Source organism: Acidimicrobiales bacterium, from assembly GCA_016794585.1.
GTDB lineage: Bacteria > Actinomycetota > Acidimicrobiia > Acidimicrobiales > DATDAH01 > JAEUJM01.
Window position 1 is genome coordinate 160,642 of record JAEUJM010000043.1, and the last position, 13,395, is coordinate 174,036.

8 protein-coding genes are annotated in these 13,395 nt (G+C 71.5%); 3 read left to right on the plus strand and 5 right to left on the minus strand.

Going from position 1 to position 13,395, the window contains the following annotated elements:
- Window positions 1-19: 19 nt before the first annotated feature.
- On the minus strand, window positions 20-739 hold the full coding sequence (locus JNK12_21455) for a tetratricopeptide repeat protein (protein ID MBL8778516.1): 720 nt from the start codon (window positions 737-739) through the stop codon (window positions 20-22).
- A gap of 96 nt (window positions 740-835) precedes the next feature.
- Here JNK12_21455 and JNK12_21460 point away from each other — a divergent pair, with 96 nt between their 5' ends.
- Window positions 836-1,876, plus strand: a complete 1,041-nt coding sequence (locus JNK12_21460) for a phosphotransferase family protein (protein MBL8778517.1) — start codon at window positions 836-838, stop codon at window positions 1,874-1,876.
- Between the two features lie 5 nt (window positions 1,877-1,881).
- Entirely contained in the window at window positions 1,882-2,766 is an 885-nt protein-coding gene (locus JNK12_21465; protein ID MBL8778518.1) for a PAC2 family protein, read from the plus strand.
- A gap of 37 nt (window positions 2,767-2,803) precedes the next feature.
- Here JNK12_21465 and JNK12_21470 read toward each other — a convergent pair whose 3' ends face one another.
- Genes JNK12_21470 through JNK12_21480 form a run of 3 tightly spaced genes read right to left on the minus strand, consistent with a single transcriptional unit; the run spans window position 2,804 to window position 9,796 of the window.
- Window positions 2,804-4,525 carry an ABC transporter substrate-binding protein gene (locus JNK12_21470; GenBank protein MBL8778519.1) on the minus strand — a complete coding sequence of 574 codons (1,722 nt, stop codon included), beginning with the start codon at window positions 4,523-4,525 and terminating at the stop codon, window positions 2,804-2,806.
- 49 nt (window positions 4,526-4,574) lie between these two features.
- Window positions 4,575-7,700 carry an MFS transporter gene (locus tag JNK12_21475; protein MBL8778520.1) on the minus strand — a complete coding sequence of 1,042 codons (3,126 nt, stop codon included), beginning with the start codon at window positions 7,698-7,700 and terminating at the stop codon, window positions 4,575-4,577.
- Window positions 7,700-9,796: an ABC transporter permease gene (locus JNK12_21480; protein MBL8778521.1), complete on the minus strand. Its 2,097-nt coding sequence runs from the start codon at window positions 9,794-9,796 to the stop codon at window positions 7,700-7,702. The genes JNK12_21475 and JNK12_21480 overlap by 1 nt, the downstream gene beginning before the upstream one ends.
- Before the next feature lie 88 nt (window positions 9,797-9,884).
- Here JNK12_21480 and JNK12_21485 point away from each other — a divergent pair, with 88 nt between their 5' ends.
- Window positions 9,885-10,898: an LLM class F420-dependent oxidoreductase gene (locus tag JNK12_21485; GenBank protein ID MBL8778522.1), complete on the plus strand. Its 1,014-nt coding sequence runs from the start codon at window positions 9,885-9,887 to the stop codon at window positions 10,896-10,898.
- Between the two features lie 7 nt (window positions 10,899-10,905).
- Here JNK12_21485 and JNK12_21490 read toward each other — a convergent pair whose 3' ends face one another.
- Complete coding sequence (locus JNK12_21490) at window positions 10,906-13,377, minus strand: leucine--tRNA ligase (protein ID MBL8778523.1); 2,472 nt, start codon at window positions 13,375-13,377, stop codon at window positions 10,906-10,908.
- Window positions 13,378-13,395 lie beyond the last annotated feature (18 nt).

Genomic DNA, 13,395 nt, shown 5'->3' on the forward strand with positions numbered 1-13,395 from the left:
GTCGCTGCGGCGCCGAGGCTCAGAAGAGCTGCGCGGTGAGGCGCTTACGGTACTCGGCCGTCCGCGGGTCGTCAGCCCCCATCACGTCGAGGAGGTCCACGAACTCCTGACGGGCCTCGTCGTCGTGCTTCACCCGTGCGAGGAGACCGTCGAGGGTGGCGGTGAGCTCGTCGTCGGCCGGCGATCCGGTGCGGGCGAGCGCGGCGATCCGGCGGGTCTCGGCCGTCTCGGGGATGCGGGCGAGCAGGGCCAGCGCTTCCTGCGCCTGCTCGTCGCCGGCAGCCACCTCCTGCGACACGAGCAGCTCGGCCAGCGCCAGGACGGCCGGTTCGTGACCCGGGTCGATCTCGAGGGCCTGGCGCAACGAGCGCTCGTCCCCGGCGGTTACCAACGCGGACAGCTCGCTCTCCTCCTCGGTCGGCAGGAGGCCCTCCACGAACGCGGTGACCGCCTCGCGGCCCTGTGCCCCGACGAAGCTGTCCACCACCTGGGCGTCCTTCAGGGCGAACACGGCAGGGATGCCCTGCACCTTGAAGGCCTGGGCGACCTGTGGGTTCTCGTCGACGTTGACCTTGGCCAGGACGACCTGGCCGCCGGTGGCGTCCACCACCTCCTCGATCAGCGGGCCGAGCTGCTGGCAGGGTCCGCACCAGGGCGCCCACAGATCGACCACCACGGGATGCTCGTGTGAGCGTTCCAGCACTTCGGTTCCGAACGTGGCATCGGTGACGTCGACCATGGGCCCTTCAACGGCGGGGCCACGGGTGACATTCCCGGTAGGTTGGCCGCGACCGAGGGATCAGACCGACAGGGGAAGTGCCGTGGGGAGCAACTGATGAGCCACGACGTCGAGGGAGTCGACGCCGAGCGGGTCACCGAGTGGTTCTCGACCCACGTCCCCGAGGCGCAGGCCCCGCTCGCCTTCGATCTCATCGCCGGCGGCCACTCGAACCTGACGTACCGGGTGAGCGGCGCCGGCGAGGGCGCCTGGGTGCTCCGGCGCCCGCCCCTCGGCCACGTGCTGGCCACGGCCCACGACATGGGCCGCGAGCACTCGATCATCAGCGCCCTCGGCCCCACCGACGTTCCCGTCCCCGTCACCCGGGGCCTCTGCACCGACGACACCGTCAACGGCGCGCCGTTCTACGTCATGGACTTCGTCGACGGCACCGTCGTGCGCAACGCCGACATCGCCCGGGACTCGTTCACGGCCGAGCAGCGCGGCGCGGCCGGCCGGTCCATCGTCGACGTGCTCTCCCGTATCCACCGGGTCGACGTGGACGCAGTGGGCCTGGGCGAGCTGGGGCGGCGTGAGGACTACATCGCCCGCCAGCTCAAGCGCTGGCACGGCCAGTGGGAGAAGTCGAAGACGCGCGAACTCCCCGTGGTCGAGGAGGTCCACGCCGGCCTGCTCGCCGCCATCCCGCCGCAGCCGCGCACCAGCATCGTCCACGGCGACTACCGGCTCGACAACTGCCTCCTCGGTCCCGACGGCGACGTGGTGGCGGTGCTCGACTGGGAGATCTGCACCCTGGGCGACCCCCTCGCCGACGTGGGCCTGCTGATGGTCTACTGGCCCGAGCCGGGCGACGAGCACGAGATCCTGGCCAACGCACCGACCACCGTCGAGGGCTTCCCCCGCCGAGCCGACCTGCTCGACCGCTACGCCGACACGTCCGGACTCGACCTGTCGGGCATCGACTACTACGTCGCCTTCGGCTACTGGAAGCTCGCCTGCATCGTCCAGGGCGTGTACGCCCGCTACGTGGGCGGTGCCATGGGTGAGGGCCGCAGCGGGCCGGAGTTCGACGTGTTCGCCCAGCAGGTCGAGGCGTTGGCGCGTGCCGCCGCCGCGGCGCTCGAGCGGACGGCCTGAGGTCGATGGCCCTGTACGAGATCCACGAGCGGGTCGAGCTCGACGCACCCGTGCTCATCATGTCGCTCGAGGGCTGGATCGACGCCGGCGCGGGGGCAGCGCGTGCCACCGCTGCGCTCGACGATCTCCTCGACTCCGTGCTCATCGCCTCGTTCGACACCGACGAGCTGCTCGACCACCGCGCCCGCCGCCCGACGATGGAATTGGTCGACGGCGTGAACACCGGGCTGACCTGGCCCACCATCGAGCTCCGGGCCGCCACCGACGACGCCGGCCACGACCTCCTGTTCCTCGTGGGCGCCGAGCCCGACCACACCTGGCGGGCCTTCTCCGCCGCGGCCGTGGACCTCGCCCTCGACTTCGGCACCCGTCTCGTCCTCGGCCTCGGCGCCTACCCGGCACCGGTCCCCCACACCCGCCCCACCCAGCTGGCGTCCACCGCCACCACCCCCGAGCTCGCCCAGCGGGTCGGGAGCCCCGTCGGGGGCACCATCAACGTGCCCGCCGGCGTCCAGGCGGCCATCGAGCGCCAGTGCGCCGAGGTCGGCCTGCCCGCCGTCGGCTTGTGGGCGCAGGTCCCCCACTACGCCGCGGCCATGCCCTATCCCGCCGCGGCCGCCGCCCTCGTCGACGGACTCGCCGAGATCGGGAGTCTCGTGCTCGACAGCCAGGAGCTGCACGACGAGGCCGCGGCCACCCGGCTGCGCCTCGACGGCCTCGTGGCGGAGAGCGACGAGCACCGGGAGCTGGTCACCCAGCTCGAGGCCCACGTCGATGCCCAGGCTCGCGGCGAGTGGGTCGAGGGAGACGAGGACGCCCCCCTCGAGATGCAGACCGGCGACGAGCTCGCGGCCGAGCTCGAGCGCTTCCTCCGCGACCAGGACGGCTGACGCGCCGCCCGGGGCGGCTCCCGGACGGCGCCGACGCTCAGCCGGCGGGTGAGGGGTAGTCGGGCACCTGTTCGCCCGGCGGCGGCTCCTCGTAGATGGTGACCGCCCCATCGGGGTCGAACAGTCCCAACGCCTCGTCGGGCCACTCCCCGGGCAGGTACCGGGCGCCGCCGTCGACGAACTCGTACATCCCCGCCGCCACGTCCCCGCGCTCGTCGGGACCCTCGGCATCGGGGTTCCACCAGACCAGGGTGGTGTCGTCGATGCCGAGCCAGTCCGTCTCGGGCCAGATGCCCTTGTCGCCCCAGGACAGCGACGGCTGCGTCACCGCCGATCGGGTCGGCTCGGCCGCGAAGATGGTGTCCCGGAAGCCCTGACGGGTGAGGTTCGGGCCGACGCCCTGCACGACGTTGTAGAAGGTGTTGAGGTTGGCGGAGAGCAGGGCGACGGTGTCGTCGGCGGGCGGCTCCTCGCCGAAGAACCACTCGTAGAGGAACGCACTGCCCTGCGTCGACGGGTCGGTCTTCGCCGCGCCGGTGCTCACACCCATGGCATGGGACCACTGCTCCTGGTCGTACGTGCGGGCGAACACGTTCGTGTCGACCAGCACCGACGCCGGCGTGATGATCCACTCGGGGAAGTACTCCTGCGCCGTGGCCTCACGGGTGAGCTCGCGTGGCGCGACCGGGTCGCCGACGAAGATGACCGAGGTGACGCCGGCGTCCTTCAGCTTGGCGATGACACTCGCCGCCGTCGTCTGGAGGGTGACGGGGCTGTCGTAGGCGACCTTCTCCGCGAGGGTGATGCCCTGCTCGTCGAGGCGCTGCTCGAAGGTGTCGAGCGCCTCGTCGGAGTTCTCGATCGAGTCGAGGTAGACGAGGCCGAAGGAACGCTCGGTGTCGGCGAGGTCCTCGCCGGCGAACTCGGCGGGCTTCCCCGCCAGTTGGGTGCCGAGGAACTCGGCCGTGTGGTACTGGCCCTGCTCGTTGTTCATGGTGATGGTCAGCAGGTAGGGGTCGGTCTCCTCGTAGAACGACTGCGGCTGGGTCGGTCCGCACTGGAGGCACGACACGCCACGAGCGGCGAGCTCCTCCTCGAAGGCGCTCGTGAGCTGCGGGCCGTTGAGGACCATGAAGGGCTCCGCCTCCTCGGCGATGGCCACGGCGTCGGCGCGGGCCGCGATCTCGTCGTCGGCGGTGCCGGTGGCCTCGTAGAACTCGAGGTCGACGGTGCGCCCGTAGGTCTCGGCGAAGTTGGCGAAGAACTCGTTGAAGCCCTCGACCGTCGCCCGCGTGTCGGCCCCCGTGTCGTCGGAGATCCCCTCGCTGATGAAGTCGATGATGGGGTCGACGTCGGGCGGGAGGTACCAGACGAGCTTGATGCTGTCCTCGGTGACCCCTTGGTCGGTGGCACCGCCGTTGTCGCCCTCGAACGGGGCGAAGCACTCGGGCGCGAAGTAGCTGGGGTAGGCCACCTGGCCGCGCTCGGTGTCGCACGTGTCCGGCCAGTCCACCTCGATGCCCTCGGCCTCGGCCACGCTGAAGGGCAGCACCCCCTCGGGGAGGTCGTCGCTCGTGAGCGTGTCGGCGCCGGACGCCGACGTGGTGGTCGTCGACGACGCATCCTCGTCGTCACCGCCCCCGGTCAGCACCAGTGCGCCCACCGCGATCGCCACCACGGCGACGATGGCCACGAGCGGCCCCCAGCGCCGCAGCTGGCCCCTCGACCCGGAACCGCCCTCGTTACTGCTCGACAGCATCACTACCCCCTGTTGGTGGCGCGACCCCCCGCGCCCTCGGGCGGGGAACCTATCGGACCGGAGCGGTCCCCGAGCGCGCCACGGCCACCTCGCTCGTCCCGAGGTAGGAGTCGACCACCACCGGGTGGCGGAGCACGTCGTCCGGGTCGCCCTCGACCACCACCCGCCCCTGGTCCATTGCGACCAGTCGGTCAGCCACCGATCGCACCAGGGCGATGTCGTGCTCGATGATCACCAGCGCCGCCCCCATCTCGTCGCGGATGCGCAGGAGCACCGGCCCGAGCGCCTCGGTCTCGCGCTGGGCGATGCCACTCGACGGCTCGTCGAGGAGGATGACCGTGGGCCGATGCGCCACCAGGCAGGCGAGGTCGACGATGCGGCGCGAGCCGGTGGACAGCTCGCGGGCGAACTTGTTGCGGAAGGCGCCGAGGCCCATCAGCTCGACGAGCTCGTCGACGCGACGCTGGACGCTCCGCTCGGCGTCATAGGCGTTGGGCAGGCGCAGCGCGGCGGAGAGCGGGTCACGCACCTCGACCCACCGCTCGAGAGCGACCGCCAGCGTCTCGGCCACGGTGAGGGCCGGGAAGAGGCGTCCGTCCTGGAACGATCGTCCGAGGCCGCGTCGGGCGCGCTCGTCGGGCCCGGCACCGGTGAGGTCATGGGTCCCCAGCAGCACCCGGCCGGAGGCGGCGGGCGTGAACCCCGAGATCAGGTCGAACACCGTGGTCTTGCCGGCGCCGTTGGGCCCGATCAGGCCCACGATCTCGCCCGGCGCCACGGTGAGGTCGACGCCGTCGACCGCCCGGATCCCCCCGAACGAGACACCGAGGTCCACGGTGGTGAGCGCCGCCCCCCCGGGCGCGGCACGGACGTTGGCAGCCGGGGCGGTGCCGCCTTCGCCTTCGGCGCTTTGGCCATCGGCGCGGTCGTGCTCGGTCCTCTCGGGTGTGGCGGCAGGGCGGGGCGACACCGGGAACGGGTGCCCGTCCGTCTCCTCGGCCTCGACCGCGCCGTCGGCGCCGGCGTCGGCGTCGGCCGTGCCGTCGGACCGCGGCGGGGCCGACCCGGCGCCCTCCAGGAAGACCGACCGCAGCAGGTCGGGCCGCTCGAGCAGCTCCGCGGCCGGGCCGTGGAAGCGGATCTCGCCCTTCTCCATGAAGTAGGCCGTCTCGGCGAGGGTGAGGGCCAGGTTCACCGACTGCTCCACGAGGATCACGGTGGTACCGGCGTCGCGCAGCTCGCCGATCACCGGGATGAGCTGCTCGACGATCACCGGGGCCAGGCCGAGGGTGAGCTCGTCGATCATCACGAGGCGGGGGCGGGTGCGCAGCGCCATGGCGAGGGCCAGCATCTGCTGTTGCCCACCGGAGAGGTTGGCGGCCGGGTCGTGGAGGCGCTCGCCGAGGACCGGGAAGCGCGCCGCCGCCTCCTCGAGGGTCGGGCCGTCACCGTCGCTGCGGTGCAGCCACCCCGCCACGGCCAGGTTCTCGGCCACCGTCAGGCTCGGGAACACGCCGGCGCCGCCCGGCATCAGGACGACCCCGTGGCCGGCCACCTCATCGGGCGGTGCGAACGTCACCTCCCGGCCGTCGAAGATCACCGCCCCGCGGTCGGCAGGGACCAGGCCGGCGATGGCCTTGAGCAGGGTGGACTTGCCGGCGCCGTTCGTGCCGAGGAGCGCCACCACCGCGCCCTCCTCGACCTCGAAGTCGACGTCGAAGAGCACCTGGACACCGCCGTAGGCGACGTTCAGCTGGCGCACGAGGAGGATCTTGGAGTTGCCGTGGCGGCGCTCCCACAGCGCCTCCGATCGGGCCGCCGCGGTGGTCCACACCTGTTGGATGTCGCGGCCGATGACCTTGCCGGCGCCGGCGATCACCAGCCCCCCGACGAGGAACACCGGGGTCATCACGGCCATGCCGAGGCGGATGCCCCACGTGTCACCCACCCAACCGATGAGGGGCAGCACGATGAGCCCGGGGAGCACCCACAGCGAGGCCACGGAGAATCCCATCGAGCGCGATCGGGGCGGGATGGCCAACGACAGGGCGGCCAGGACCCCGGGCCCGATGATGGCCAGCGACGCCGAGATCAGCGCGTTCGCGATGACCGCCACCACGATGTTGGGCGCCATCGCGAACAGGAGGCTCAGCCCAGAGGTCACGAGCGCCACGACGGACACGAAGCGCAGGACGAGGCCCGGGTCCCGGGCGATCAGGCGGGTGCCCACCCGGGCACCGATGAGCAGGCCGGCGAACTGGAGCGGCTCCACGCCGGCGGCCACGAAGCCACGGGCACGCTCATCGAGGTCGAACACGTCGGCGTAGAGGAGCGATGCCAGGGACACGAAGCCGATGAGCGACGCGGCGAGGAACGGCAGGGCGTACCAGATGCGACGCAGCGCCTCGATGCGCCACACCATCCGCCACGACTCGGCGAACGACGGGGGCGCCTCCTCGGTGGCGATGGCATCCTCGGAGGCGCCCATGGCGCGCCGCTCCTGGGCGCCCCGCACGGGCTCGTGGAGACGGAACGCGAGCACCACGAACACGAAGGTGGGGATGGCGAAGAGGATGAACGGCGCGCGCCAGCCCCAGGAGTAGGCGATGAGGCCGGCCAACAGGGGCCCGAGCATCTGGCCGAGGACGTTGGCGGCCCGGTGCAGCGAGTACACCCGCGGGCGCGCCTCGACCCCGTAGTAGTCGGCGATCAACGAATTGTGGGTGGGGTCGACCACCGCCTTGCCGATGCCCGAGCCCGCCCGGACCACGGCCAGCATCACCACGCTCGTGGCCAGGCCGGTGAGCACCGAGAAGATCCCCCACGAGATCGCCCCGACGATGGTGATCATCACCCGGTTGTGGCGATCGGCCAGGTGGGCGATGGGCACCTGGAGCGCGAGCGCCCCGGCCAGGACCACCGCCACGAGGGCCAGCACGCCTTGGAGGTCGAGCCCGAAGCTCTCCTGGATGTCGGGGAGCAGGATGCCGAAGGCCGTGCGGTCCAGCTCGTCGACGGCGTTGAGGCCGAAGAGGACGACGATGGGGAACACCGGCCCCCCGCCGGTCACCTCGAACAGCCACTTGCCGGGGTGGGCGATCGCGGCGGCGGTCTGACCCGCCCACGAGCGCGGCCCCTTCGGCGGGGACGAGGCGGTCGTCGTCGAGTCGCCCATCAGGCCGCCGCCTCGTCGGGCGCGGGTGTCGGCTGGTCAGGGACCGGTGCAGGATCGTCGGGTGCCGCGTCCGCCACGAGGCTCGGCACCAGGAGGCCCCGGCGAACGGCGACCCAGCGCAACGCGGCGTCCCGACCCCGGAACCAGAGCCCGCCGAGCCCGCTCGGCAGCACGAGGAGCACGAAGAGGACGCCGACGGGGGCGGCGAGGGCCTGCCACTCGGTGGGGAGGAACCACTGGGCGCTGCGCAGGAACAGCGCGCCCAGGATGCCGCCGGCGAGGGTGCCGAGACCGCCGATCACGGTGGCGATGAAGACGTTCACGCTCTCGAAGGGCCCGTAGAGCGCCGGGGTGAAGGCCTGTTGGTGCTCCAGCAGCAGGCCGCCGGCGATCGCCGCGACCGCACCCGAGAGCGCGAACGCCAGCAGCTTCACCCGGGTGGCGTTGACCCCGAAGGCCTGGGCCGCCCGCTCGTTCTCCCGGAGTGCCAGGAGCACCCTGCCCGTCCGGCTGGCACGGATGCCCCGCAGAGCGATCAGCACCAGCACGAGCACGGCCAACACGAGGTAGTAGATGCGCGTCGGCGAGTCGAGGTCGATCCGACCGAACAGCGGTGGACGTTCGATGCGCCCGCTCGGCACCCAGTCGAAGAAGGCCTGGTTCAAGAAGTACGACGACATCGCCAGGCTGAAGGCGAGCGTCGTGACCGCGAGGAAGAGCCCCCGCAGCCGGAGCGCGGGCAGGCCGACGACCAGCGCGATGAGCGCGCCGGTGACACCGGCCAGCGGGAGGGCGAGAGCCAGGTCGAGGCCCCAGTCCCTGGTGGCCACGGCGGTGACGGCCGCGCCTGCACCGACGAAGCCCATCTGGCCGAGCGACACCTGGCCGGCCCAACCGGTGAGGGTCACGACCGAGAGCCCGACGAGGGCGAAGATCAGCACCGCCGACGCCTTGAGGGAGTCCTCGGTGCCGAGCAGGTGTGGCAAGGCCAGCACCGCCAGTGCGACGGCACTGGTGCCGAGCACACGGACGGCGCGCACCTCGGGCAGGTCCCGCACCTCCGGCGGGATGGGGCGGACATCGTCCACCGCGCTCCAGCTCGAGCTCTCGTCGCGTTCGGCCCGCGTGTTCCCCCGCCGCTGCACGAGGAGCCCCACGAAGATGACCGCGCCGATGATCGGGTCGATGATCAAGGGGTTGTCGGCGTTCCAGTCGACGGCGATCTCGAGCACGCCGAGGGCGACGGCCGTCACCGCCACGGCGGGGAGATCGGTGAAGCGGCCCAGGGTCAGCGCCGCCAGCGCACTGAGCAGGAGGGTGAAGGTGAACGCCGAGCCGAAGGGCAGGCCGACGATGCCGGCGCGCAAGAAGATGGCCACGAACGACAGCACCGTCGCCACCACCCACACCACGGTCTGGAGCCGACGCACGGGGATGCCGAGGAGGTTGGCCCGGTCGGCGTTCTCGGCGCTGGCCCGCACCGCCACCCCGACGGGCGTGTAGCGCAGCCACAGCCCCACGGCCAGCATCGCCAGCGGCGCCACGACGAGGGCCAGCGCGTCGTTGGCCGAGAACACGATGGGGTCGACCTCGAAGCGCAGGTCGAACGGCACGTCGATGCGGAAGGTGTTGGGCCGCTCGTCCCAGAGCTTCGGCAGGAGGAGCGCGCCCACCGCCAAGAGCTGTGACAGCCCGATGGTGGCCACGGTCAGCACGAGCCGGGGCGAGCGGCTGAAGCGGCGGATGATGCCGAGCTCGACCACCAGTCCGAGGACCACGGCGGCGGCCAGTCCGGCGCCGAAGGCGAGGAACCAGTTGAGGCCGCTGAAGGTGACGAGCAGCACCGCCAGCGCGCCGGGCATGCCGCCGAGGTCGCTCTGGGCGAAGTTCAGGATCCGGTTCGCCCGGTAGATCAGGGCCATGCCGACCGCCATCAGCGCGCCGAGCAGCCCGATGACGATCCCCCGCAGGAACACCCCGGCCGGGACCGGGAAGAGCGCCACCTGGAGGACGAGCAGGACCAAGGCCGGCCCGACGACCGAGCGGGCGCGCCGCAACGCGGGGTGCCCGCCGATGCCCGCCCTCAGTGCGTCCACTCGATCCCGGCCCCCACGGTCTCGTCGATCCCGGCGGAACGGTAGCGTCACCGGCGCCCCGGCCCCGAGCAATGAAGGTGGACGACCCGTGTTGGTGGATGGAGGACTCGGTTTCGACCTCAGCAAGGCGGCCGACGCCGCGCGCGATGCGGAGGCCGTCGGCTACGACGGCGTGTGGACCGCGGAGACGAGCCACGACCCGTTCCTGCCGCTGCTGCTCGGCGCCGGCGCCACCGAGCAGATCGAGCTCGGCACCGGCATCGCGGTCGCCTTCGCCCGCAGCCCCATGACCCTCGCCAACACCGCCTACGACCTCCAGGCGTACTCGGGCGGGCGGCTGCTGCTCGGCCTCGGCTCGCAGATCAAGGCCCACATCACCAAGCGCTTCTCGATGCCCTGGTCGCACCCGGCGCCCCGCATGCGTGAGTTCATCCTGGCCATGCGTGCGATCTGGGACGCCTGGGACACCGGCGACAAGCTCGACTTCCGCGGCGACTTCTACCAGCACACCCTCATGACGCACTTCTTCGACCCGGGACCCAACCCCCATGGCCAGCCCAAGGTCTTCCTCGCCGCCGTCGGCCAGCTCATGACCGAAGTCGCCGGCGAGACCGCCGACGGCATCCTCTGTCACGGCTTCACCACCGAGTCCTACCTGCGCGAGGTCACGGTCCCGGCCCTCGAGCGCGGCCTGGCCAAGCGCGACCGCATCCTCGACGACGCCTTCCAGCTCTCGCTCCCCGCCTTCATGGTGACGGGCACCACCGAGGAGGAGGTGGCCCGCAGCGCCAAGGGGGTACGAGAGCAGATCGCCTTCTACGGCTCCACCCCCGCGTACCGCGGCGTGCTCGAGCACCACGGCTGGGGCGACCTCCAGACCGAGCTCAACGTGCTCTCCAAGCAGGGCAAGTGGGAGGAGATGGGCGAACTCATCGACGACGACATCCTCGACGCCTTCGCCGTCCAGGGCCCCCCGGACCAGATCGCCCCGCAACTCCACGACCGCTTCGGCGGCGTGATCGACCGGGTCAGCTTCTACGCCCCCTACAAGAGCGCCCCCGACACCTGGCTCCCCATCATCGAGGCGCTCAAGGCCATCTGAGCGCGGGCTACACCACCAGGTTCACGAGCTTCGGCACGCGGACGATGACCTTGCGGGGCGCCCCACCGTCCAGGAAGGCCTGCACCTTCGGCGAGGCGAGCGCGGCCGCCTCGGCGTCGGCCTCGCTGATGTCGGGCGACACCTCGAGCTTGTCCCGCACCTTGCCGTTCACCTGCACCACCAGGGTGACGACCTCGCGGGCGACCTTGGTCGTGTCGGCGACGGGCCACGACTCCGCGTGGACGTGGCCGCCACGGCGACGCTCCCACAGCTCGGCCGAGAGGTGCGGCGTCATGGGGGCCATGAGCAGCAGCAGCGAGTCCACGGCCTCGTCGAGCGTGGCCCGGCGGGCCCCTTCGGGTGACTGGACGTACTTGTAGAGCAGGTTGGTCTGCTCCATGAAGCCGGCCACCGCGGTGTTGTAGGACCAGCGCTCGTACTCGTCGGTGACCCGCTGGATCAGGCGGTGCATCGACGACTCGACCTCGGCGTCGGCCGCGGTGGGCTCGCGGTCCACGATCTCGCCGGCCACCTCGCCGAGGGCGAGGCGCCAGACGCGGTGCAAGAAGCGCGAGCAGCCCTCGATGCCGGTGTCGCTCCACTCCATGTCGTCCTGGGGAGGCCCGGCGAAGAGGTGGAACAGGCGCAGCGAGTCCGCCCCCATGGCGTCCAGGAAGGGCTCGGGCGCCACCAGGTTGCCCTTCGACTTGGACATCTTGGTGCCGCCCATGCGGATCATGCCCTGGGTGAACAGCCGCTCGAACGGCTCACGCAGCTCCTTCGGGGCGACCCCCAGGTCGGCCAGCGCCTTGGTGAAGAAGCGGGCGTACATCAGGTGGAGGATGGCGTGCTCGATGCCACCGATGTACTGGTCGACCGGCAGCCACTCGGCCACTGCGGCGGGATCGAAGGGGGCGTCCTCGTTGGTGGGGTCGGCGAAGCGCAGGAAGTACCAGGACGAGTCGACGAAGGTGTCCATGGTGTCGGTCTCGCGCGTGGCGGGCCCGCCGCAGGTGGGGCAGGTCGTGGCCAGGAAGCCCTCGTGGAACCGCAGCGGCGACTCCCCCGTCGGACGGAACTCGACGTCGTCGGGTGCGAGCACGGGCAGCTGGTCGTCGGGCACGGGCACGGCGCCGTGGTCGGGGCAGTACACGACCGGGATGGGGCACCCCCAGAAGCGCTGGCGGGACAGCAGCCAGTCGCGCAGGCGGTAGTTCACCGTTCCCTGGCCGTGGCCCTCGGCCTCCAGCCACTCGATGGCCTTGGCGATGGCGTCGGCCTTGTGCAGGCCGTTCAGCCACTCGCTGTTGATGGCCGGACCGTCGCCGGTGTACGCCTCGCCGTCGAAGTCCTCGGGCGCTTGCACGGTGGGGATGATGGGGAGGTCGTAGGCCTTGGCGAAGTCCCAGTCGCGCTGATCGCCCCCGGGCACGGCCATGATCGCGCCCGTGCCGTAGCCCATCAGGACGTAGTCGGCGAGGTAGAGGGGGACGGCGTCGCCGTTGAAGGGGTTGATCACGGTGGACCCCGTGAACACGCCCCGCTTCTCGAGGCCCCCCTCGGACGACACCCGTTCCAGCTCGCTGGCCTGGCGGACCTTGGCCACGAAGGCGTCGACCTCGGCCCGCTGCGCCTCGGTGGTCACCTCGGCGACGAGGGGATGCTCGGGGGCCATCACCGCGTAGGTCATGCCGAAGCTGGTGTCGGGGCGCGTCGTGTACACCCGCAGCGCCAACCCGTCGGCGCGGGGCGTCCCACCGCCGTCGGCCAGCGCCAGGTCGAACTCGGCACCCTCGGACCGTCCGATCCAGTTGCGCTGCATGGTCTTGACCCGCTCGGGCCAGTCCAGGTCCTCGAGGTCGTCGAGCAGCTGCTGGGCGTACTCGGTGATCCGGAAGAACCACTGCTCGAGGTCGCGTCGCTCGACGAGGTCACCCGAGCGCTCGCAGGTGCCGTCGGCCAGCACCTGCTCGTTGGCCAACACGGTCTGACAACCCGGGCACCAGTTCACCGGGGCGTTGCGCCGGTAGGCCAGGCCCGCCTCCAGGAAGCGGAGGAAGATCCACTGGGTCCAGTGGATGTAGCTGGGGTCGTGGCTCTTCACCACGCGCCGCCAGTCGTAGACCGCACCCAGGCGTTGCAGCGACGACGTCAGCTCCTCGATCTTGGCGTCGGTGAACGGGCGCGGGTGCTCGCCGGTCTTGATGGCGGCGTTCTCCGCCGGCAGGCCGAACGAGTCGAAGCCGATGGGCGACAGCACGGCCTGGCCCTGCATCGTGCGGTAGCGGACGAGCAGGTCGCCGAAGGTGTAGTTGCGCACGTGGCCCATGTGGGCGGCGCCGGAGGGGTACGGGTACATGCACAGCACGTAGGACTTCGGGCGCGGGTCGTCGTTGTCGACCTCGTAGGTGCCCTCGTCGCGCCAGCGGGCCTGCCACTTCTCCTCGATGGCACGGAAGTCGTACGGCTGCTCGTCCATCTCCCGATCGTACCGACG

Coding starts and splice junctions, on each gene's coding strand:
- JNK12_21465 (MBL8778518.1), top strand. CDS start 1,882: ATGGCCCTGTACGAGATCCACGAGCGGGTCGAGCTCGACGCACCCGTG.
- JNK12_21455 (MBL8778516.1), bottom strand. CDS start 739: ATGGTCGACGTCACCGATGCCACGTTCGGAACCGAAGTGCTGGAACGC.
- JNK12_21475 (MBL8778520.1), bottom strand. CDS start 7,700: ATGGGCGACTCGACGACGACCGCCTCGTCCCCGCCGAAGGGGCCGCGC.
- JNK12_21490 (MBL8778523.1), bottom strand. CDS start 13,377: ATGGACGAGCAGCCGTACGACTTCCGTGCCATCGAGGAGAAGTGGCAG.
- JNK12_21460 (MBL8778517.1), top strand. CDS start 836: ATGAGCCACGACGTCGAGGGAGTCGACGCCGAGCGGGTCACCGAGTGG.
- JNK12_21470 (MBL8778519.1), bottom strand. CDS start 4,525: ATGCTGTCGAGCAGTAACGAGGGCGGTTCCGGGTCGAGGGGCCAGCTG.